Below are 21,522 nucleotides of genomic sequence, written 5' to 3'. Positions count from 1 at the left end.
ATGACAAAGATTAAACTTTGCGGCTTGTCTACATCAGGAGATGTGGCCGCAGCAAACATTTTTAAGCCAGACTATGTGGGATTTGTTTTTTGGAAAAAAAGCAGTCGCTACGTAGGAAAGGACACTGCCATGAGGCTCCGGTCAGAACTATCAACGGATATTCAGACAGTGGGAGTGTTTGTAGATGCAGATATTGATTTCGTGGCTGAGCTTTTGAATGAAGGCATTATCGATATAGCTCAGCTCCACGGAAGTGAAAATGATAAATATATCTCTCATCTTAGAGAAATGACAGATAAGCCTATTATGAAGGCTTTTATAGTCAAAGATCAGGAGGATATCGACGAAGCAAACTTAAGTCCTGCAGATCATATCTTACTTGATGCAGGAATGGGTGAGGGAGAAGGCTTTAACTGGGATCTTTTAGAAGGTATGACAAGACCATTCTTTTTGGCAGGAGGTCTGACGCCAGAGAATGTAAAAGACGCCATTGCAGGAGTAAAGCCCTTTGCAGTAGATGTAAGCTCAGGAATCGAGACAGATGGTCACAAGGATGCTTCCAAGATGGGGAGCTTTGTGGCAAACGTAAGACTTATAGATGCGCAGATCGCAAGCCAGGGACCGGAATACTGAGATTTGTAATGAGACAATGAAATAATGAGGAGTGAAGATTATGACTAATGCTAAAGGAAGATTTGGTGTTCATGGTGGACAGTATATACCTGAGACACTGATGAATGCAGTTATTGAACTTGAGAAAGCTTATGATCATTACAAAAATGATCCAGACTTCAACATGGAACTTGAGTTTTTGCTTAATGAGTATGCAGGAAGACCTTCACGCCTTTACTATGCGGAGAAGATGACAAAGGACCTTGGTGGCGCCAAGATCTATCTTAAAAGAGAAGACCTTAATCACACAGGAGCTCATAAGATAAATAACGTACTTGGACAGGCGCTTCTTGCAAAGAAAATGGGCAAGACTAGACTCATTGCCGAGACAGGAGCAGGACAGCACGGCGTTGCAACAGCCACGGCAGCAGCTCTTATGGGTATGGAGTGCGTAGTCTTTATGGGAGAAGAGGACACCAAGAGACAGGCGCTTAACGTTTACAAGATGAAACTCCTTGGAGCAGAGGTAGTTCCTGTAACAAGCGGAACAGCAACACTTAAGGATGCCGTTTCTGAGGCTATGAGAGAGTGGACTTCAAGGATTGATGATACTCATTACTGCCTTGGTTCAGTAATGGGACCACATCCTTTCCCTACAATTGTTAGAGATTTTCAGGCTGTTATCTCCAAGGAGATCAAAGAGCAGATACTTGAAAAGGAAGGAAGACTTCCAGATGCAGTACTTGCCTGTGTTGGAGGTGGTTCAAATGCTATCGGGACCTTCTATCATTTCATTGATGACAAAGATGTTAAGCTTATTGGATGCGAGGCAGCAGGAAGAGGAATCGATACCTTTGAGACAGCAGCTACAGTTAACACTGGTAAGATCGGTATCTTCCACGGTATGAAGTCATATTTCTGTCAGGATGAATATGGACAGATAGCACCTGTTTATTCAATTTCTGCAGGCCTTGATTATCCGGGAGTAGGACCGGAACATGCTTTTCTTCATGATATCGGAAGAGCAGAGTACGTGCCTGTAACTGATGATGAAGCAGTAGATGCTTTTGAATACTTATCAAGAACAGAGGGAATCATCCCTGCAATCGAATCATCCCATGCAATTGCATACGCTATGAAGATGGCTAAGACCATGGGCAAAGACAAGATAATAGTAGTGACTGTTTCCGGAAGAGGAGATAAGGACTGCGCTGCAATAGCGCGTTACAGAGGGGAGGATATCAATGAGTAATATTTCTAAGGCTTTTGAAAACGGTAAGGCATTTGTTGCTTTTATAACTTGTGGAGATCCTGACCTTGAGACTACAGTAAAGGCAGTCAAGGCAGCAGCTGATAATGGTGCAGACCTTGTGGAGCTTGGTATTCCTTTTTCTGATCCAACTGCAGAGGGTCCTGTCATTCAGGGAGCAAATCTACGTGCCCTCAAGGGCGGTGTTACCACTGACAAGGTCTTTGATATGGTAAAAGAACTGAGAAAAGAAGTTACTATTCCGTTAGTATTTATGACATATGCAAACGTGGTGTTTTCATATGGCGCCGAGCGTTTTATGACAAACTGCAAAGAAGCAGGTATTGATGGCATAATCTTACCGGACCTTCCTTTTGAGGAAAAAGAAGAGTTTGACGGAATCTGTGATGAGTACGGAGTAGACCTCATTTCTCTCATTGCACCTACATCAGCAGGTAGGATCGCAATGATAGCAAAAGAGGCAAAGGGCTTTATTTACCTCGTTTCTAGTCTTGGTGTAACAGGAACAAGATCAGAGATCACGACTGATCTTTCCAGTATTGTAAAAGTAATCCGTGAGAATACAGATGTTCCATGCGCTATTGGATTTGGTATATCAACTCCAGAGCAGGCTGCCAAAATGTCTTCAATTTCAGACGGAGCTATTGTGGGATCAGCCATCATCAAGATACTTGAAAAGCATGGCAAAGACGCTCCAAAATACATTGGAGAATATGTAAGTTCCATGAAGAAAGCCATGTGAAATCAGGGCTTTTAGGATTTTGACCAGCATTTTGTAAAAAGATTGTAAAAAATTTAATTTTCTTATTGACAACATGTAGCAAGCTACTTATCATTTATAGGTAGCTTGCTACATGTTTTTTATATCTTTTGATTGCTAAGGCAGAGAAAGAAGGTGAGGCTGGCAAATGTGTACAGAAGATAACAAGCATTTTTTCAGAGATAGAGATCATGAGCCTGTTGGCTTTAAATTCAAGCTTATTCATGAATCTTTCGTAGCTCTTTTTAACAGGCAGCTAAAAGAAGATGACATGACATTCTCACAGCTTATGGTTGTGACCTATCTTGAAGAAAATACAGAAAAAAGGGTAACTCAGAAGGATATTTCTGAGGCTCTTCATATCAAGCATCCTACGACAATTGGTCTTATAAAAAGACTTGAAGAAAAGGAAATGATCAAAGTCGTGGTGGATCCTGACAACAGGAAATACCGCAATATCACCCTTACCAAGAAGGGGGCTGACTATATCGCAATGAGTAAGGAAAGAAGGAAAAATACGGATTCCTACCTGGTAAACGGTATGACAGAAGAAGAGGTAAAAAAGCTTCGCGAGCTACTAGATAAAGTCATTGATAATATGGATGCTTTAAATAAATAAACAGGAGTTGAGTGTTTTATGGTTAAAACAATACTAAAAGAATTAAAGGAATTTAAGCTTCCTTCGATATTGACTCCACTGTGCATGGTAGGAGAGGTTATCTGCGAAATGATAATTCCTATCCTTATGGCCAGAATAGTGGATCTTGGTATCAATAAAGGAAATATGGCTGTTATTGTACAGAACGGTCTTTTGATGCTTGGAATTGCTATCTTAGGTCTTTTAGCAGGACTTGGTGGAGCATATTTTGGTTCCAAGGCTTCTACGGGATTAGCAAGAAATTTAAGAAAGGCTATGTTTGATAACATTCAGACTTTCTCATTTTCAAATATAGATAAATTTTCAACATCAGGTCTTGTAACAAGACTTACAACTGATGTTACGAATATTCAGAATGCATACATGATGATCCTGAGAATGGCTATGAGAGCACCATCTTCACTTATAATTGCCATGATCGCAGCGTTTATCATCAATGCAAGGCTTGCTTCTATATACCTTGTGGCAGTTATTATTCTTTTTATGTTTATGATGTATATCATGAACAAGGCTACCAAGTTCTTTAAGCAGGTATTTGAGAAATATGATGCTCTTAATGAGAGCGTTCAGGAGAACGTATCAGCCATCAGAGTAGTTAAGGCCTATGTTCGTGAAGATTATGAGAATGACAAGTTCAAAAAAGCTGCTTTAAATATTTACAACATGTTTGTGAAGGCAGAAATGAACCTTGTATATATAAGTCCTGTAATGTCAGGAACAATTTATATCTGTATTCTTCTTATCAGTTATCTTGGTGCCAAGATGATAGTTCAGAATACACTTACAACCGGTAATCTCATGGGACTTCTTACTTATTGCATGACGATCCTTATGAATCTTATGATGCTTGGTATGATCTTTGTAATGATCACGATGGCATCTGCCAGTGCTAAGCGTATTGCAGAAGTCATTGAGGAAAAGGCAGATATTACCAATAAGGAAGATGCTATCACAAAGGTTCCAGACGGAAGCATTTCTTTTGATCATGTAAGCTTCGCTTATAACAAGACTTCTGAGGAACCTGTGTTAAAAGACATAAATCTTGATATACATGCTGGCGAGACCATAGGTATCATTGGTGGTACTGGTTCTGCCAAGTCATCTCTGGTGAACCTCATCAGCAGACTTTATGATGTCACAGAAGGAAGCGTAAAGGTTGGCGGAATAGATGTACGAGATTATGATCTTGAGACTTTGAGAGATCAGGTTTCAGTTGTTCTTCAAAAGAATGTTCTTTTCTCCGGAACTATCCTTGATAATCTCAGATGGGGCAACAAGGATGCTACTGAGGAAGAGTGCAAGAAAGCCTGCCAGATGGCATGTGCTGATGAATTCATTGATAGGATGCCTCTTGGATATAACACAGAAATAGAGCAGGGCGGAGCAAATGTATCTGGTGGACAGAGACAGAGACTTTGTATTGCCAGAGCTCTTTTGAAAAAGCCAAAGATCCTGATCCTTGATGATTCTACAAGTGCTGTAGATACAGCAACAGATGCCAAGATCAGAAAGGCCTTTGCAGAGGAAATTCCTGGAACCACAAAGCTTATCATTGCTCAGAGAATCAGTTCAGTTCAGGGCTGTGACAGGATAATCGTCATGGATGATGGTCAGGTCAATGGATTTGGATCTCATGATGAACTCCTTAAGACTAATGATATTTACAGAGAAGTTTATGAGTCACAGACAGGTGTAAGTGGCGACGCAGACTTTGATTCAGTAGGATGAGGTGAAGAATATGGCAGATAATAAACAGATCAAAGGACCAGGTGCAAGGCCAGGTCGAGGCATGCCAAGACCAAAGATCAATAATCCTGGTGCGCTTTTCAAAAGAATAATGGGATATGTGTTTAAGTTTTATCCTGTTCATATGATAACTATTCTTGTATGCATTATTGTTTCAGTATTTTCAAGTGTGCAGGGAACTCTTTTTACAAGAGAGCTTATTGATTCATACATTCAGCCAATGATCGATAGCGGCAGCAAAGATTTTGGACCACTCTTTGGAGCAATCAAAAGAGTTGCGTGTTTCTATGCGCTTGGCGTAATTGCCGCATATGTACAGGCTAAGGTCATGGTGTATATTAACCAGGGTACCTTGAGAAGACTTCGTGAAGAGCTCTTTGAACACATGGAGAGCCTTCCTATCAAGTATTTTGATACAAACGCCCACGGCGACATTATGTCAGTTTATACCAATGATATCGATACCTTGAGGCAGATGATCAGCCAGAGTATTCCTCAGCTTTTAAGTAGTGCAATTACCATAGTCAGCGTGCTGATCTCAATGTTTGTCCTTAGTATTCCGCTTACTATCGTAACTCTTATCATGGTAGCTGTTATGCTCTTTTGCTCAGCCAAGGCTACATCAGCTTCTGGTAAGAACTTCGTAGCACAGCAAAAGAACCTTGGATCCCTCAATGGTTATATCGAAGAGATGATGTCTGGACAGAAGGTCATCAAAGTATTTAACCACGAGCAGGAGGCTATCGAAAGGTTCGATGAACTTAATCAGCAGCTCTACGAGAGCGCATTTAAAGCTAATGGATTTTCAGGAGCCCTTGGACCTATCAATGCTCAGCTCGGTAATACAAGCTACGTACTTTGCGCTATGATTGGCGGCGCCATTGCTATCTTTGACAGTTCAGCACTTGGCGTATCCGTAGGTGCACTTGCGACCTTCCTGATACTTAATCATGAGCTTAATAGGGAAGTAAACCAGGTTCATGATATAGAAAAAGGCTTAACAGTCGGAGCTCTTGCAAGTTTCCTTACTTTTAACAAGAACTTCAGTATGCCTATCAACCAGGTCAGCATGCAGTTTAACTCTATCATCATGGCTCTTGCTGGTGCAGAGAGAATCTTTAGACTCCTTGATGAAAAGCCTGAGACAGATGAAGGCTATGTGCTCTTAGTAGATGCAGAGGAAAAAGATGGCCAGATAGTAGAAGCAGATCATCATACAGGACACTGGGCTTGGAAGCATTATCACAAGGCTACAGGCACCACAACATACCAGCCAATGGAAGGTGATGTTACATTTAACGGCGTAGACTTTGGTTATACAGATGAAAAGATGGTACTTCATGATATCGTGCTTCATGCAAAGCCTGGTCAGAAAATCGCTTTTGTAGGTTCTACAGGTGCAGGCAAGACTACCATTACTAATCTTATCAACAGATTCTATGATATTCAGGATGGTAAGATCAGATACGATAACATCAATATCAATAAGATCAAGAAGGCAGATCTTCGTCGCTCACTTGGTATAGTACTTCAGGATACACATCTCTTTACTGGTACGGTAAAAGAGAATATCAGATACGGTAAGCTTGATGCCACAGATGAAGAAGTAATTGCAGCAGCAAAGCTTGCAAATGCACACAGTTTTATCAAGCGTCTTCCTGATGGATACGACACAATGCTCACAGGAGATGGAGCAAACCTTTCACAGGGACAGAGACAGCTCCTTGCTATTGCAAGAGCAGCCATCGCTGATCCACCAGTACTGATCCTTGATGAGGCTACATCCTCAATTGATACACGTACTGAGAAGATTGTTCAGGATGGTATGGATAAACTTATGAAGGGCAGAACAACCTTCGTAATTGCTCACAGACTTTCAACTGTTCGTAACAGTGACTGCATCATTGTTCTTGAGCAGGGCCGCATCGTAGAGCAGGGCACTCACGACGAGCTTATTGCCAAGAAACAGAGATATTATCAGCTTTATACAGGAATGAAGGCTGAGACAGCTTGAAAAAATAATGGAATGTGTTTTGCGATTTGAAGGCAATATAGCACTTTTCTAAAGAATCTTTACCCATAGATTTTGAATTATGGGTAAAGATTTTTTATTTTGCTTTCAATATTGAAAATTGAGCTTGAAAAAAGAGCTGAAAATGCACTATAAGGGTAAAGAATGTTCGAGAATAATAACATATTGCCTTCAGAATGGCAGCTAAATCTCCAAAAACAAATTGATTAAAGACATTTTAAGTAATAAATTATTAAGGGCTATTACAAATATTACATTCAAAGGAAACAAAATGTCTCACGACCAATATTTTGATGCGCCAGGTGGCGGCTACACTCCGCAGACTTTTAAAATTAATGGAACAATGTTGTCATATAGACATGACGCTTATGATTCGGAAGAAATGCAGAAGATTCAAGAATACTTTGATAGTGTTCTTGATAAAATGGATGAGGCCAATGAGGCTATTGAGAATTCAGGTATAGAGGGCATCAACAAGATTGGCCTTGCCTTCAGCCGAGTTGATGTATCAAATGTTGAAGAAAAACGTGGGAATCTCGTTGATTTTACTGCTGGGGCCTATGATGATGCAGATGAAAAGATAGAAGACCCATTTTATCAAAGAATCTATAATCTCATGAGAGCAACAGAAGAGCATAAGACAATGTCTGTGACTTACAATGAAAGCACAATTGAGATTCCGTTTGACTATTCTACGCCAGAAAATATTCTCGCATGGATGATGAATTCAGTAGAGAATATGGACGCTGACGATATTTTATATACCGATGATGAAGAGACAAATGAGCTCATAAAGGAATATATGACATATGACCTTCAAACAGGGACATATGGTTTTGAAGCTGCTCTTGATGACTGGGATAATCTAAGTGAAAAGGAGCAGGCAACTCTTGCTCACTGCTACGAATACTCATACAGACAGTATGAGATGGTAGTAGATGAGAATTCTTATGGTGCAAAAGAAAAACATGACATAGTTCAGCGTATGGCAAATAAATTCGTTGAACATCAGGATAGCATAGCATCTTCTTATCAAGTGGTGTCACAGACGCCTATTACCTCTAATCAAAATAGTTACAAATATCAGCCATCAATTTCTATTGATGGTTCTCCTGTGATGCCATCTACTACGTCCAACTCAAGTAATGCAGAAGGTTTTATGGTTGTTTCTGCTGCAGGTAAAGGCATGTTGGATTATCTCGGAGAAGATAGTAGGGGGAGAAAATTTGTAGAAGATTTAAATACCAAGACTCTAATGCCCGGCAATTCAACGATTACAGTAACTCATGAAGGAGCAGCGACAGTATTTAGACTTGGAGGAACTCCAACTTATGCATCTAGCCAAATGATTACGCCTTACACATTGGGGGGACTTGATAATACTATCTCATATTGTACAAGTGAACAAAGGAGTCTGGCTTACGTTTTTCATGAAGCAGAAATCAATCCTGGTGCATATGCTCATCAAAAAGAGTTGGGAATCAGCTTATATGGAGTTGCTAATATTTTAACAGCTGCAGAAAATCCAACAGATATGGAGGTGCTTGAAAATCTCTCCAGAAATACAGGAAATTACTATGATGTATTTACGAAGAGTGCAGATTCTCTTTCAGACTCAGCTAACGATATGATCTTGCAGTATGTAGTCACTCTCCAGTATAAATATAGTGCAACGAGCTCTTATACATATGAGAGAGAACTTACTGCAATCAATTCTTTTTATGACGATGCTGATAATGCATATTCTGATTCATATTGGAACAGGTATTTTGATCTTGTGAAAGCTAATATGACTCAGGACGAATTGGTTGATCTCTGGACATCTACAAACTACCAGATGACTGAAGAAGAGGTTGGAAGAGCAAGGAAAATAGCTAATGAAGAACTTGATAAGTTCGATTATAGACCTGGACATGTGCCAGTACTAAAAACTCAGGAAGACCGTGAAAGATATGCCAAGTATGTGAGTCTTAGCAATAAGTGCTCAAAAGGTGCTAGTTTCTGTGCTGGTGTAATGAAGCCAATTTATAGCCTTACGGATTTTGTATGCGATGGCACAGAAGATATTTTAGGTACTGCAGCTGAAATTGGAGCAACATCTATAGATACGATGTTTGGAACAGACACCTTATCTAGTGTGCTTGACATGAGAGAAGACTATGCGCAAATCAGCGATGAACTCATGACTACTATGAAAAAGGAAGAACAGAATGCAGCTGTACAAAATCCTGGATACTATATAGGAGGAGAATTTGTCGGAAATATGCTCCTATATACTGCCACCTCGCCATTTTTTGAGGGAATGGCTGGAATGGCAGGCGTAAAGAGCGGATTGGGATTATTTGTTACCAATCAAGCATGCCAAAATGTGCAGGATCTGGTTCTTGATACACGTAATCTATATAATGATCTTGCTGCTGACGGTGAAATCTCTGACGCTGATAAAAAAGAACTAGAAAAGAACATGGCTTTGAATGCCGGTGTGAATCTTTTCTTTGGAACTCCAGAGGCATTAAAGTTAGTTGGTGACTCCAACGTGGCAAAGCTGTCAGATGAATTGGTTTCTACATACAGAGCAGCTGAGAATTCTGCAGATTATTTAAAGGGTCTTGATAATGGACAGTTGAGTCTTTTGGCTAGAAGTCTTGAGCCAGAAGAAGCTGTACATTTACTATCCAGATTTAGTGACGAAGTTGTAGATTCTACTTTAGAAAACTTAACAAAAGAAGAAAGTGATACAATTGTAAAGAAATGGTTTGAGTCTGAGTATAGAAAAAGGTTGTCATGGGATTTTTGGGCAGGAAATAAAGGATTTTTGGAAAATGTAGATATATATGCCAAGAAAGCAGTGGAATCAGGAGCAGTAGAGACTGAGCAGGATTTTTATATGATGTATATTCGTAGAGAATATAAATATCCGTCAGAGTTTATTGAGCAATTAAAAGTGGAATACAAGAATTCTGGGGCATCTGCAATTGTTGGTAAAGTTCCTGTTGAAGCAGCGTTAAGTAAATTTAAAAGTATTGGAAGAAAGCCAGTAGATGGAAATTTTGTAACCTCTATGACCGAAGATAATGCTCTGCTATTTGATTCAACCAATGCATTACGTGAAAGCGGAGAAATAGCCACAATGAAGGGGATTAGTTCTGATGCGTTGAAGGATGGACTGTACAGGTATGAGTATGATCCTGAATTTATTAAGAGCTGTGATGAGTTGGGGCTTTTTAACCCTCCACAAGGAACGAATGGAGGAGCGAATGTGCTTAACATTGCGGGAGCAAGGACATATGCTGGAAGTGATATTAGTTTGTCTCAAACGGAGATGATATGTCCTGCTATTGATTTAAGTGGAATAAAATATGATAAGGTAATTACAGCTTTAAATGAAGAAAATCATTGTTTTAGTATAATGAATCCGACAATATATCTTCCAGATGGGAGTACGACTGTAGTAAAGGGAACATTTACTATAAGAAAAATGAGATGAATGGAGTTTGGATAATATGAAAAAGAAAACCTACGATATAAACAATTTTGAGTCACAAGAATGGGCAGAGCAGAGAGTTCTTAATGCAGTTAAGTGTGGATGCCTCAAATTGGTTATTTATGGAGCAGTTCCTGATTACAGAATCAATAATAGGTATTCTTATTATCAAGATCTTACAGATACAGAGGATTTGATACGTTACGGATTGTATCCTGTATATCTTAAATATGGTCTGAATATTGATGAGCTAACAAGAAAAGCTATTGAGGAAATGATAGAAAATGGGAGTGAAAGGGAGGTTTCACAAGCTTTTGATTATATAATGTCGGAACTCAGTAATAGAGAAGACTATAGCAATCTTCCGTTTTCTATAGTTGATAAGGAACTTATGTACAAGCTAAAGGACAGGTTAAAGAAAGATAATAGCGATATGGGAAAAGATTGGAATCCATTAGTAGACCCTGACGCTTATTTTTCTGAGGAATACCTTAATGGAGGAAGACACGGTTATGTCCATGTACCATACGATGACGAAAAAGATGTTATGAATAGGATTATGGAAGCAATAAATAATGGACATTTTGTAGATCTTATGATTGGAGAAAAAGAAGAATATAGGGTTCGTTCAAGTGATTCACAGACTTCTTATACCGACATGTATGATTTAATTAATAATGGGTTATATCCATTATATCTGAGTGGAATGCATGAAATAAAAAAAATGACAAGGAATGCAATCGAAACGATGGTAGATTCAGGAAATCCAATTGCTTTGTTTCAAGTATACGATTACATTTCCAAAGAAGTATTTGTTATTGAAAATTGTTGCAATTATCCGTTTTCAATTCTGGATAAAGAATTGATAAGTAGAATAAAGAGGAAAAGAATTGATATGGGGGAAATATTAAAATATACAGTTGTAGATAATAAGACAGTGTGGGAGAGGGCAGAACAACGTGAAAAAATGCGAGTTTTCAGCGATACAGACGCATTTTTCAAGGAGTATATGGAACAATAACATATTATATAGGCGATGGAACGCAAAGGAACTTCAGAAATACTTCAAAGAATATCTTGTACCATCTAAACTTTACAAGATTTGGGGCGCCCATAAGAATATGTCTTGCCAAAACTGGAAATGGCTGATCTGTTTTCTTCCAGGGCAAAAAGGAAAAATGGGGTAATGAATTTTGTTGATGAGGCTTCAGCTTGCAATTCTATGAAGGATGAACTCAGAAAACTAATGGAGCAACTGCATGGGGGTACATGGGCTCCAGCATGAAAAAGAATCAGTAAAGATCTCTGTCTGAAAAGGCAGAGGTCTTTTTTATACAGCCCATACATAGTCTAGTTGAGGAACTAGAGGAGACTTGACCTTTGAGGGGGGTGAGAATTAATAGAATATTGATTATAGAGTAGGCACATGATAAGATATTAAGGACTTGTTACAAAATATTGCACTACTAGAAACAGCGACTTAATATTTTGATTGGGGTAACAATATGGCATACGATGAAAAGCTAGATGGTACAAACGGAGAATGTACTCCACAAACTTTTAAAATTAATGGAACAATGTTGTCATATCGACATGACGCTTATGATTCGGAAGAGATGCAAAAACTTCAGCAATACTTTGATGATGTCCTTGAGAAGATGGAAGAAGCCAATGAAGCTATTGATAATTCTGGTATAGAAGGCATCAGCAAAGTAAATCTTGCTTTTGGTTATACAGATACATCAAATCTGGAAGATAAAAGAGGAAATCTCGTTGATTTTACTGCTGGAGCCTATGACGATGCAGATGAAAAGATAGAAGATCCTTTTTATCAAAGAATCTATAATCTCATGAGAGCTACAGAAGAGCATAGGACGTTTTCTGTAACTTACAATGGAAATTCTATCGAGATTCCATATGACTATTCCACACCGGAAAATATCCTTACATGGATGATGACGTCAGTTGATAACATGAGCGCTGACGATGTTCTTTATACTGATGATGAAGAGACAAATGAGCTTATCAAAACTTACATGTCCTATGATGTTCGAACAGGCACATATGGTTTTGAAGCTGCCCTTGCTGATTGGGATAATCTAAGTGAAAAGGAGCAGGCAACTCTTGCTCACTGCTACGAATACTCATACAGGCAGTATGAGATGGTAGTAGATGAGAATTCTTATGGTGCCAAAGAAAAACATGAGATTGTTCAGCGTATGGCAAATAGCTTCGTTGAGCATCAAGAACCTACTTTTGGAACTGATTATTTAACACCTGCCAAAAATCCAATAAAGATGTCTTCACCAGCCGATCTTATTCAGACATCTGTACCTTCTACAGGCTATACTAGTCCAGTTTCTGGTTCGAATACGTCATCTGTATACAATGGATACATGACAGTTTCTGCTGCAGGAAAGGGAATGCTTGATTACCTTGGAGAAGATAGCAGAGGTAGAAAGTTTGTAGAAGATTTAAATTCTAAAGGCACTATGATGGGGAATCAAACCATAACCGTCAGTCATGAAGGTGCGGCAACTGTATTTAAAATGTCTCCAAAAGACGGCGTGTCATCAGTGAATTACAATATGTCTCCTGCTTCACTTTTGACTGGAACGGATATTACAATCTCTTATTGCACAAGTGATCAAAGAAGCCAGGCATATGTTTTTTATCAGGCTGAGAAAAACCCTGGTATGTATGCACATCAAAAAGAACTGGGGATTAATCTCTATGGTGTTGCTTCTATCTTAACAGCTGCAGAAAATCCAACAGATATGGAGGTGCTTGAAAATCTCTCCAGAAATACAGGAAATTATTATGATGTATTTACGAAGAGTGCTGGGGTGCTTTCTGATTCTGCAAATGATAAGATCCTGGAATATGTTGTGACAATGCAGTCTATGTATAATCAGACAAAGTCTTACACATATGAAAGAGAGCTAACTGCGATCAATTCCTTCTATGGCGACACAGAGAATGGAATTGCTCAGGGATATTGGGATAGATATTTTGATCTTGTGAAAGCCAATATGACTCAAGAAGAAAAAGTTGATCTGTACATATCAACTGACTATGTGATGTCAGAAGAAGAGGCGAAAGAGGCGTATGATTATGCTTCTAAAGAGTTAAAGAAATATATGTACGACGCGTCGAAGAATGGATATGTAGACATTGCTACTGGTGAAGTGAGCGAATATGCGTCTAAGCTTAAAGAATTAGAAATAAAGGCATCTGCAGTGCAATCATTTGCATCATCATTTTGTATGCCTTATGAACATCTAAAAATACTTGGTGATGATCTTGATGTGGAGATAAGGGGAACGCTTGGAGAAATAGGTGGAGATGCTATAGATGATATATTTGGTACAGATTATGGCATTCAAGTACGTAACTGGGAGTATGAGAAATTTGATGAATTTGATAAAAGAAGAGATGCATTAAATCATACTTTCACTAATTCTATGGTACAACATCCTATAGCCAGTGGAGCAGGTTATTTCTTTGGAAATGCACTTCTCTATTATGCAACAGGTCCTATATTTGAAGGAATGGCAGGTGCAGTGGGGGTAGAGAGTGGACTTGGCCTGTTTGTGGCCAATCAGGCGTGCCAGAACGTTCAGGATCTGGTCCTGGATACAAGTAATTTATATGCTAGATTAACAGCAGATGGAGAGTTATCTGCAGACGATGTTAAAGAACTAGAACAAAATATGGCTTTAAATGCTGGAGTCAACCTGTTTTTTGGTTCAGCAGATGCTGCAGTAAAAGCTTTTAGTGATAGCAAATCTATAAAGGTGGCAGATGAATTACTGACAACATATAAATTAACTGAGAATTCGGCAGATTTCTTAAAAGGTTTGGATAATAGTCAGTTAAGTATACTGGTTCGAAATTTGGAGCCAGAAGAAGCGGCAAAGGTTCTTTCAAGATTTAGTGGAGAAACAGTCGATTCTGTGCTCAAAACCTTACCTGATGATGCTGGTAAAGCAGTGAAAGATATCATGAAAGGAACGAAATCTGGAGACGCGGCAGCAGCTGCCATGAAGACTCAAGCTTCAGAAGTAGTCGCAGATGTGATCAAGAACACTGAAACCAGTGCAAATGGTGCTAAGCTTACTGGTGATGCCCTTGAAGCAAACAATGTATTTAGGGGAGATAATTTCAAAGCAGCGGACAGTTTTAATAACTCTATAGATGCTGCTAAGAGAGCAGAACTGGTTGACAATAATACTAAGCTAACATGCCCTGTGGATGGTAACCTTGATGGAGCGCTGAAATCCAATCCTGATATAGTTGAACCTTCTGCGGTAAAAGAACTGGAGGATCTTAGAAGTACTGTTCCAGAAGTTACTGGGGATACTGTACTTCAGAAGGTTATTCCTAAAGACACAGTGGAAAAGCTTCTTAGTGGTGAATGGAATACAGTTAGAGGATGTACAGCTAAGGCATCAGATGCGGCTCCATTTACAGGTACTCCAGGGCAGATTTACAAAAATCTTCGTATGGACTATGCAGGAAATCCATATAAAGCTATAGTAGAGAATGGTGATGAAGTATATATTTTGCGATATACTACAGATGATGTTCCTACGAATTTGGATTATCCAAAGCTTGATCCAAATTATGGACCACCTTGTACAGAGAGTGGATTCCTTGGAAGTCCTGAAGTTCTTATTCCAGAATATACCCACATTAATCCAGCTAAGATTACTGATGGCGCGATATATAAGCTTAATCCTGATGGATCAGAGCAGTTGGTTTGTTATTGGGATATTGGAAAGCAGAGAATGCTTAGCGCCGAAAATGGTAAGCCTTATCAGATGCATCATTTTGCAACAAATAAGAATAAGACATATACACCACAGTTTGAAGATATAGCAAATAAATATGGATTGGATTTAGATGATGCTTGGAATAAGGAGTACATGCCGCATCAGGGACGTCATCCTAATGAATATCACGAATATGTTTTGGATAATATGATTGAGTTTGACAAAATAGCCCAAGGAGACAAAAACATATTTATAAATCTATATGAAAAAATGAAAATGCATATAACAGATAATCCGGATATGCTGTATAAGGATTATTGGAAAAATGGAGAACACTGATGAGATACTACAAATTATCTATGGATATGGAAAGAGAAAAGGATATAATTCTTCATTGCAAAAACCGTGAAAGGTTTGAATCATATAGTTTCAAAGATGGAGAATATTATCATAACGAAAATGAAAGAATCGAATTATTTTTTGATGAAAAAGAAGGTGATGTCTGGACAGACTATCTGGCAAATGATAAAGGTTGGTTTATAGTTTCTGAGAAGCTAAGACTAATCTTACAGAGCTTAAACTCTGAAATACAATTTATAGATATTATAATATCTGATAGTGAAGGGATTACTTTTGAAGAAAAATACTATATTGCGAATATAATTAAAGTAGTAGATGCCTTATGCCTTAATAAATCAAATTATTTCGAAACATATATTGAAGGTAAAGGAACTATATATACTGTAAGTAAATATGGAATATATGAGAATAAAACAGAAGGTGCAGATATATTTAAACTTGGTAATTGGCAACAGGTTCCGATTTTTGTATCCGAAAACTTTAAGGATGCAATTGAGCAAAATGAGTGTACTGGAATGTCATTTCGAGAAATTGCAGCAGAATAGTTTGTGCAATCCCGAACATGTAGGCAGGATGTGGTAATAAGGAAGTGCCTTTAGAACTATTTGAAAGCAATATATAGAAGGTTATTCGTGAAAATCCAGATATGTTGTATTCAAAGTATTGGAAAGAAATAAAGTGATGAAAAAAATTGAATTCTACAAAATGTCATTTGATATGGATAGGATTGATGAAACTAATAAAACTGGAGAGCAAACTATATATGCAGAGACTACAAATATGGATGAATATGAAGACGAGGAAGTGAAAAAAGGTTTTTTTGAAAACACTATTTTTTCTAAAAAAGAAATTAAAAGATGGCCAGAGATATGTTTTTATTATAGTTCCCATATTTCGGATAACGAGAGCGAATATTTACTAAATGTGAAAAGATGGCCCATTGTACACAGTAAGGTTATGACCGCGTTTAAAAAAGCTGAAATTAACGGAATACGCTGGTACCCTATCAAGCTGATAGATATTGAAACTCAAAAAGAGAACAATGACTATTTTGTTATGCAAATCATGAATGTTATAGATGCTTTTGATATGGAGAAAAGTAAATTTAAGTATAATGCTAAATATGATTTCTATACTTTCATTCCAGAGGAAACATATTTAAATGTGGACGTTTGCAGAAAATATGACATATTTAGATGCGACAAAAGTTTAGCGGCTTTATATGTTTCTGACAAGATTAAGAGTATGGTACAAAGTAATAATTGGCGAGGATTTTACTTTTATCCTCAACAGTGAATCATGACGACGGACAGAGAATATGCTTATTTCAAAATTTTGTAAAGAGAATTTTAATGTCAGTTTAGGTGAACTTGAAAACAAGATTGGATGCGCGCTCCCATCGGAATATGCTAGATTTTTAGAAAAATATAATGGAGGATTTACTCCAAAAACAAAGTGGACCGGAAAGAATAAAAGTGACATAAGAGGCTTTTTGGGAATAGGAATCAGCGATGATTATTGGAATCTTGAAGAAGAAATAAAACATGAAAAGAGCAATGATTTATTTAGAAATAGCTTTCTGCCTATAGCTAAGAATTCATTTGGTGATTTATTTTGCATCAATGTTGATGATGGAGAGATTTGGTTTGCTTACCACGATAATGATAAGAGGATTAAAATTGCTGATGGATTTGCTGAATTTATAGCTAAATGTAAAAGTGGGAGCATAGGCCATATAAGAACAATAGAGGAAAGAAAACAGGGAATGATCGACGCTGGAGTATGGCATTTGTTTTCTGAGGATATGGTCGAGGATTGGCAAAAAGAAATTGATAGATATTCAAATATGACTCAGGAAGAAGTAGCTTTTTGAAGTTGCTAAGGTTAGAAAATGGAAGTACAGATTGAGAAAGAAATAATACCAACACCAAGCAGAGAGCTAATAGAAAAAGAAGAAAAAATGTGGGGGATCAATCTGCCAGCACCATATAAAGATATGTTGATAAAAACCAATGGTGGAAGCCCTGTAAAGAAGGAGTTTATCGTAAAAGGGAGAATGCGTATGATAACAACCTTTTTGTGTGTTTTGGAGGATACAGAGTATAGTACAAATGGTTGTTATGATATTGACGTAGTCCTTACACAAATCGAAGATAGATTGACAGATAATGAAGACTTGGTGGGATGTGAGTTACTTCCGATAGCAGAGCTATTTGCTGGGGACTATTTATGCTTGGATTATAGAGCAGACAAAAATACTCCTTCGGTATGTGTGTGGAGTCATGAAGAATCAGGCGAATTGAACCCAGTGACTTATCAGGTTGCAGGATCATTTGATGAATTTGCCATGATGCTTCAGTAATTTTGGGGGAATATAAAATGGAGATAAGAGAGAAAGACTTTTGTAAATTCATAGATGTTCTAAATTAGTTAAGCAAATATGATTGTGTTATTAAAAGAAAGAAGAAACATGGAAATCAATGAGGGATTATACGATAAGATAACCCAATTAACTGATATGGGAAATGACGTTTTTGAAGAGGATTTGGACCAAGCAATTGAGTATTATGAAAAGGCACTTGAGTTAGTGCCTACTCCTAAAACTGATTGGGAGGCGAGTACATGGATTTATACATCTATTGGAGATGCATATTTCTTTTTGGAAAAATACGAAATGGCGATAAATGCATTGAGTAATGCAATGTCATGTCCTGATGCGATATCGAATGCATTCATATGGCTGAGACTGGGAGAATGTTATTACGAACTGTCAGACATCGAAAAGGCCAAAGAGTATCTAATGCGAGCTTATTTACTGGATGGAAAAGACGTTTTTGAAGAGGAAGATGATAAATATTTTAATTCTTTAGAGGTAGAGCAATGATGGCAAAACTAGAGGCTGCATTATCTGAAAAAGAAAATCAGTTATTTGATGATATTAACAATGCGTACAATTCAAGTGCTTATAATGAGGCGTTATCATTATTATTTGAGGCATGGGAATTGCTTCCTGAGCCTAAGTATAAGTGGGACGAGAGCTACACAATTGTTGAAGGAGTATTAGATGTAGCAATATTATTAAATGACAGCAGTACATTGATGAGCTGGGTTGATAAGGCTTTTCTTGCAGATCCTGAAAGAGTTGACAGTGGAGAGCGTGAAATGTGGGCTGGAAGAGTGTTTTATGAATTAGGGAAAAAGGAAGAAGCATATCAGTACTTTGAAAAAGCTGATAAAAAATCCAGAGGAAGATGTTTTTGGCCTTCAGACAAAGAATATAGGAATTTTTATCTCAAGTTAAAATGATGATGTAGATTTGGTGGAAAGAGCTCAGAATACTTATGAGATACTACAAATTATCTATGGATATGGAAAGAGAAAAGGATATAATTCTTCATTGCAAAAACCGTGAAAGGTTTGAATCATATAGTTTCAAAGATGGAGAATATTATCATAACGAAAATGAAAGAATCAAATTATTTTTTGATGAAAAAGAAGGTGATGTCTGGACAGACTATCTGGCAAATGATAAAGGTTGGTTTATAGTTTCTGAGAAACTAAGACTAATCTTACAGAGCTTAAACTCTGAAATACAATTTATAAATATTATGATATCTGATAGTGAAGGGGTTGCTCTTGAAGAAAAATACTACATTGCAAATATAATTAAAGTAGTAGATGCCTTATGCCTTAATAAATCAAATTACTTCGAAACATATATTGAAGGTAAAGGAACTATATATACTGTAAGTAAATATGGAATATATGAGAATAAAACAGAAGGTGCAGATATATTTAAACTTGGTAATTGGCAACAGGTTCCGATTTTTGTATCCGAAAATTTTAAGGATGCAATTGAGCAAAATGAGTGTACTGGAATGTCATTTCGAGAAATTGCAGTAGAATAGTTTGTGCAATCCCGATGCAGTAAATTCTCCTGCCAGCAAATTGTTTAATTAAAGGTGACAAAATGAATATAAGGTTACTTAATAATTCATCAAGTGGGTTTTATAAAGTTGATGAAAACGAGATAGCTTTATTAAGAGAAAAAATAAAAAGCGAGATACCAGCAGATTTAGTTGAATTATGGAACAAAATTGGCTACGGCTTCTTGATATCAGAGAATAATAATGTAAATAGAATAATGGATCCTCTGTCAGTAATAGATTTCCGATTTGGGCAAGGGGATTTTGAGTACCTTCCTGATATAGAAATATATAAAGAATTTCAAAATGATAAATTGATTTTTTTTGAAAGCAATGAAAGTGCTTATATATCAATTGGGATATCTGAAGAGAATAGCGGCAAAATATATTATTATGATACGCAAGTAGCAGCAAATTTAGATGATTTTTTTGAAAAGATAAAAGCAAATGACATGTACTATGTGGATTTGCTGGAAATGTGAATTATGAAACTTGAGGATGAAACAGTATGGATTGCTTACCATGATTCATCAAAAATGGTTGCTATAGCTGATGATTTTGAAAAATTTATTAACGGGTGTAAGAGTAAAAAAATCGGACATATTAGTACTATAGAGGAGAGAAAAGCTAGATTGATAGCAAATGGTCATGGCGATAAATTATCGGAAAATATGTTAAGGGGTTGGCAGGAGGAAATTGATAAATATTCAAAACTAGTTCAAGAAGAAGTGGTTATATAATGCGCTGATATTGTTCTATAAATCAAAAATAAGCAAAGGGCTGAGTAATGAGCATTAATGCTGAAGAAATCAAAGAAGTAAGACGGGCTGTTTATGAGTTGGACAAAGACACTGTAATCAAATATGTGTCTGAATTGGACAATCCAGAAATGTTGCATGTGTATGCTTCGAACTATAATTGGGGTGATGGATTTGATATTCCTAAGGCTATTATCGATAATCCTAAATGTGGCTTATCAACGGCGCTTATGATATTTTATGGGGCAGATGGATATACATATCTAAGTGGAAGAGAAGAGAATGCAAATATGTCAAAATGGAATGAATTTGTGACTGGATTGTATAATGACATTGTTAATGGTAAGTTCTTGTCCAATGGCATAGCATTTACAGTTCCACTGACAAAAGTGCAAAAATATAAGCTAGATAAGGTAGTATCTCCTAAAGAAACTGTGTTTATAACTGATATAGATGGTGAAGAAATGGATATTTGTATTTAATTTGCGGCATAACCAAGCAAATTGTTAGGAATATCGGATTATAAGAAAGGCAAAAATATGTACGCAGTAATAAATGAAAAATTATATTGGTATCAAAGATTTAGAGGAAAAAACATAATAATAGCCAGAAATGGACAACCTGTAGATGATAGCTTTGTATCTTCTGGAGAAGGAATATTTAAGAAGGAAGTTGATACTAATTCATCAGATATCAGCGATATTTATAACGTGCACTTTTATGTAATGTACAAAGATGAGGCTTATCCGGAGCAGGATACTTGGGCTATTGGGGATGGCGTTTCTTCTGACAGACCATATCGAATTGAAGAGGGAGAGGTTTGCATTTCCGGATTTGGAGCAGTAAGCGGCAATGGATGGACTACAAACGGAAGAGATGAAAGCAGCAAGATCATTAGATTATCAGACTGTAGTAAGTATTTTGTTGAATACAAATACACCAAGAAAGATGGTGTAATGTGTAGTCCGGAACAGGTAGACAAACAGGAAGTTTCAAAAGAAGAACTTGTTAGAAAAATTGTAGAACATAGAGTTTGAAATAGTACTGTAAAAAATAAAATAGCGTGGATTCTACAACTGGCGTGATTTCAAAACGAAATCACGCCAGTTTTTAATTACATAGTCATAATTGTGAAATAAAA

The 21,522-nt window shown here is 37.3% G+C and carries 20 protein-coding genes; all 20 read left to right on the top strand.

Annotation, left to right across the window (positions count from 1 at the left end; all coding sequences use genetic code 11):
- The 20 genes from BUA02_RS01210 to BUA02_RS01115 all read left to right on the top strand — a co-directional run bounded on the left by BUA02_RS01210 (position 1) and on the right by BUA02_RS01115 (position 21,418).
- Positions 1-633 carry a phosphoribosylanthranilate isomerase gene (locus BUA02_RS01210; protein ID WP_072700324.1) on the top strand — a complete coding sequence of 211 codons (633 nt, stop codon included), beginning with the start codon at positions 1-3 and terminating at the stop codon, positions 631-633.
- A 40-nt stretch (positions 634-673) separates the two neighbouring features.
- Positions 674-1,864 (top strand): tryptophan synthase subunit beta, encoded by a 1,191-nt coding sequence (gene trpB, locus BUA02_RS01205; protein ID WP_072700322.1) that lies wholly within the window; start codon positions 674-676, stop codon positions 1,862-1,864.
- The gene (gene trpA / locus BUA02_RS01200) at positions 1,857-2,624 is read left to right on the top strand and encodes a tryptophan synthase subunit alpha (RefSeq protein WP_071176587.1); all 768 of its coding nucleotides are present in this window, start codon (positions 1,857-1,859) and stop codon (positions 2,622-2,624) included. The genes trpB and trpA overlap by 8 nt, the downstream gene beginning before the upstream one ends.
- 166 nt (positions 2,625-2,790) lie before the next feature.
- Entirely contained in the window at positions 2,791-3,261 is a 471-nt protein-coding gene (locus BUA02_RS01195) for a MarR family winged helix-turn-helix transcriptional regulator (RefSeq protein WP_072700319.1), read from the top strand.
- An 18-nt stretch (positions 3,262-3,279) separates the two neighbouring features.
- Positions 3,280-5,028: an ABC transporter ATP-binding protein gene (locus BUA02_RS01190; protein WP_072700317.1), complete on the top strand. Its 1,749-nt coding sequence runs from the start codon at positions 3,280-3,282 to the stop codon at positions 5,026-5,028.
- A 10-nt stretch (positions 5,029-5,038) separates the two neighbouring features.
- Positions 5,039-7,060 carry an ABC transporter ATP-binding protein gene (locus BUA02_RS01185; protein ID WP_072700315.1) on the top strand — a complete coding sequence of 674 codons (2,022 nt, stop codon included), beginning with the start codon at positions 5,039-5,041 and terminating at the stop codon, positions 7,058-7,060.
- 289 nt (positions 7,061-7,349) lie between these two features.
- Complete coding sequence (locus BUA02_RS01180; protein WP_072700313.1) at positions 7,350-10,565, top strand: hypothetical protein; 3,216 nt, start codon at positions 7,350-7,352, stop codon at positions 10,563-10,565.
- 16 nt (positions 10,566-10,581) lie between these two features.
- The gene (ifs, locus tag BUA02_RS01175; protein ID WP_072700311.1) at positions 10,582-11,583 is read left to right on the top strand and encodes an NAD glycohydrolase toxin immunity factor; all 1,002 of its coding nucleotides are present in this window, start codon (positions 10,582-10,584) and stop codon (positions 11,581-11,583) included.
- Positions 11,584-12,067: 484 nt separating this feature from the next.
- Positions 12,068-15,676, top strand: a complete 3,609-nt coding sequence (locus BUA02_RS15990) for an AHH domain-containing protein (protein WP_207647699.1) — start codon at positions 12,068-12,070, stop codon at positions 15,674-15,676.
- Positions 15,676-16,242 carry an imm11 family protein gene (locus tag BUA02_RS01165; RefSeq protein WP_072700309.1) on the top strand — a complete coding sequence of 189 codons (567 nt, stop codon included), beginning with the start codon at positions 15,676-15,678 and terminating at the stop codon, positions 16,240-16,242. The genes BUA02_RS15990 and BUA02_RS01165 overlap by 1 nt, the downstream gene beginning before the upstream one ends.
- A gap of 136 nt (positions 16,243-16,378) precedes the next feature.
- On the top strand, positions 16,379-16,993 hold the full coding sequence (locus BUA02_RS01160) for an imm11 family protein (RefSeq protein WP_072700307.1): 615 nt from the start codon (positions 16,379-16,381) through the stop codon (positions 16,991-16,993).
- A 22-nt stretch (positions 16,994-17,015) separates the two neighbouring features.
- Positions 17,016-17,570: an SMI1/KNR4 family protein gene (locus BUA02_RS01155; protein WP_072700305.1), complete on the top strand. Its 555-nt coding sequence runs from the start codon at positions 17,016-17,018 to the stop codon at positions 17,568-17,570.
- Positions 17,571-17,588: 18 nt separating this feature from the next.
- Complete coding sequence (locus tag BUA02_RS01150; RefSeq protein ID WP_072700303.1) at positions 17,589-18,059, top strand: SMI1/KNR4 family protein; 471 nt, start codon at positions 17,589-17,591, stop codon at positions 18,057-18,059.
- 108 nt (positions 18,060-18,167) lie between these two features.
- On the top strand, positions 18,168-18,581 hold the full coding sequence (locus BUA02_RS01145) for a tetratricopeptide repeat protein (RefSeq protein WP_072700301.1): 414 nt from the start codon (positions 18,168-18,170) through the stop codon (positions 18,579-18,581).
- Positions 18,578-19,003, top strand: a complete 426-nt coding sequence (locus BUA02_RS01140) for a hypothetical protein (protein ID WP_083572594.1) — start codon at positions 18,578-18,580, stop codon at positions 19,001-19,003. Before BUA02_RS01145 ends, BUA02_RS01140 begins: the two co-directional genes overlap by 4 nt.
- A gap of 35 nt (positions 19,004-19,038) precedes the next feature.
- Positions 19,039-19,605, top strand: a complete 567-nt coding sequence (locus tag BUA02_RS01135) for an imm11 family protein (protein ID WP_072700299.1) — start codon at positions 19,039-19,041, stop codon at positions 19,603-19,605.
- A 62-nt stretch (positions 19,606-19,667) separates the two neighbouring features.
- Entirely contained in the window at positions 19,668-20,105 is a 438-nt protein-coding gene (locus tag BUA02_RS01130; RefSeq protein ID WP_072700297.1) for an SMI1/KNR4 family protein, read from the top strand.
- A gap of 3 nt (positions 20,106-20,108) precedes the next feature.
- Positions 20,109-20,363, top strand: coding sequence for a hypothetical protein (locus BUA02_RS01125; protein ID WP_072700295.1), 255 nt, complete (start codon positions 20,109-20,111; stop codon positions 20,361-20,363).
- Positions 20,364-20,410: 47 nt separating this feature from the next.
- Positions 20,411-20,863, top strand: a complete 453-nt coding sequence (locus BUA02_RS01120; protein WP_083572593.1) for a DUF4274 domain-containing protein — start codon at positions 20,411-20,413, stop codon at positions 20,861-20,863.
- A gap of 57 nt (positions 20,864-20,920) precedes the next feature.
- Positions 20,921-21,418: a hypothetical protein gene (locus tag BUA02_RS01115; RefSeq protein WP_072700294.1), complete on the top strand. Its 498-nt coding sequence runs from the start codon at positions 20,921-20,923 to the stop codon at positions 21,416-21,418.
- Positions 21,419-21,522 lie beyond the last annotated feature (104 nt).

Origin of the sequence: Butyrivibrio hungatei DSM 14810 (assembly GCF_900143205.1) — a bacterium.
GTDB lineage: Bacteria > Bacillota > Clostridia > Lachnospirales > Lachnospiraceae > Butyrivibrio > Butyrivibrio hungatei.
The sequence above is the reverse complement of the archived record's forward strand: the minus strand, read 5'-3'. Positions and strand labels throughout refer to the sequence as shown.

Bases quoted from the DNA above. Each gene is read 5' to 3' on its own strand.
- ifs (WP_072700311.1), top strand. From the start codon at position 10,582: ATGAAAAAGAAAACCTACGATATAAACAATTTTGAGTCACAAGAATGG.
- BUA02_RS01125 (WP_072700295.1), top strand. From the start codon at position 20,109: ATGAAACTTGAGGATGAAACAGTATGGATTGCTTACCATGATTCATCA.
- BUA02_RS01195 (WP_072700319.1), top strand. From the start codon at position 2,791: ATGTGTACAGAAGATAACAAGCATTTTTTCAGAGATAGAGATCATGAG.
- BUA02_RS01145 (WP_072700301.1), top strand. From the start codon at position 18,168: ATGGAAATCAATGAGGGATTATACGATAAGATAACCCAATTAACTGAT.
- BUA02_RS01160 (WP_072700307.1), top strand. From the start codon at position 16,379: ATGAAAAAAATTGAATTCTACAAAATGTCATTTGATATGGATAGGATT.
- BUA02_RS01155 (WP_072700305.1), top strand. From the start codon at position 17,016: ATGCTTATTTCAAAATTTTGTAAAGAGAATTTTAATGTCAGTTTAGGT.
- trpA (WP_071176587.1), top strand. From the start codon at position 1,857: ATGAGTAATATTTCTAAGGCTTTTGAAAACGGTAAGGCATTTGTTGCT.
- BUA02_RS01120 (WP_083572593.1), top strand. From the start codon at position 20,411: ATGAGCATTAATGCTGAAGAAATCAAAGAAGTAAGACGGGCTGTTTAT.
- BUA02_RS01185 (WP_072700315.1), top strand. From the start codon at position 5,039: ATGGCAGATAATAAACAGATCAAAGGACCAGGTGCAAGGCCAGGTCGA.
- BUA02_RS01140 (WP_083572594.1), top strand. From the start codon at position 18,578: ATGATGGCAAAACTAGAGGCTGCATTATCTGAAAAAGAAAATCAGTTA.
- BUA02_RS01150 (WP_072700303.1), top strand. From the start codon at position 17,589: ATGGAAGTACAGATTGAGAAAGAAATAATACCAACACCAAGCAGAGAG.
- trpB (WP_072700322.1), top strand. From the start codon at position 674: ATGACTAATGCTAAAGGAAGATTTGGTGTTCATGGTGGACAGTATATA.
- BUA02_RS01115 (WP_072700294.1), top strand. From the start codon at position 20,921: ATGTACGCAGTAATAAATGAAAAATTATATTGGTATCAAAGATTTAGA.
- BUA02_RS01135 (WP_072700299.1), top strand. From the start codon at position 19,039: ATGAGATACTACAAATTATCTATGGATATGGAAAGAGAAAAGGATATA.
- BUA02_RS01130 (WP_072700297.1), top strand. From the start codon at position 19,668: ATGAATATAAGGTTACTTAATAATTCATCAAGTGGGTTTTATAAAGTT.
- BUA02_RS01180 (WP_072700313.1), top strand. From the start codon at position 7,350: ATGTCTCACGACCAATATTTTGATGCGCCAGGTGGCGGCTACACTCCG.
- BUA02_RS01165 (WP_072700309.1), top strand. From the start codon at position 15,676: ATGAGATACTACAAATTATCTATGGATATGGAAAGAGAAAAGGATATA.
- BUA02_RS01190 (WP_072700317.1), top strand. From the start codon at position 3,280: ATGGTTAAAACAATACTAAAAGAATTAAAGGAATTTAAGCTTCCTTCG.
- BUA02_RS15990 (WP_207647699.1), top strand. From the start codon at position 12,068: ATGGCATACGATGAAAAGCTAGATGGTACAAACGGAGAATGTACTCCA.
- BUA02_RS01210 (WP_072700324.1), top strand. From the start codon at position 1: ATGACAAAGATTAAACTTTGCGGCTTGTCTACATCAGGAGATGTGGCC.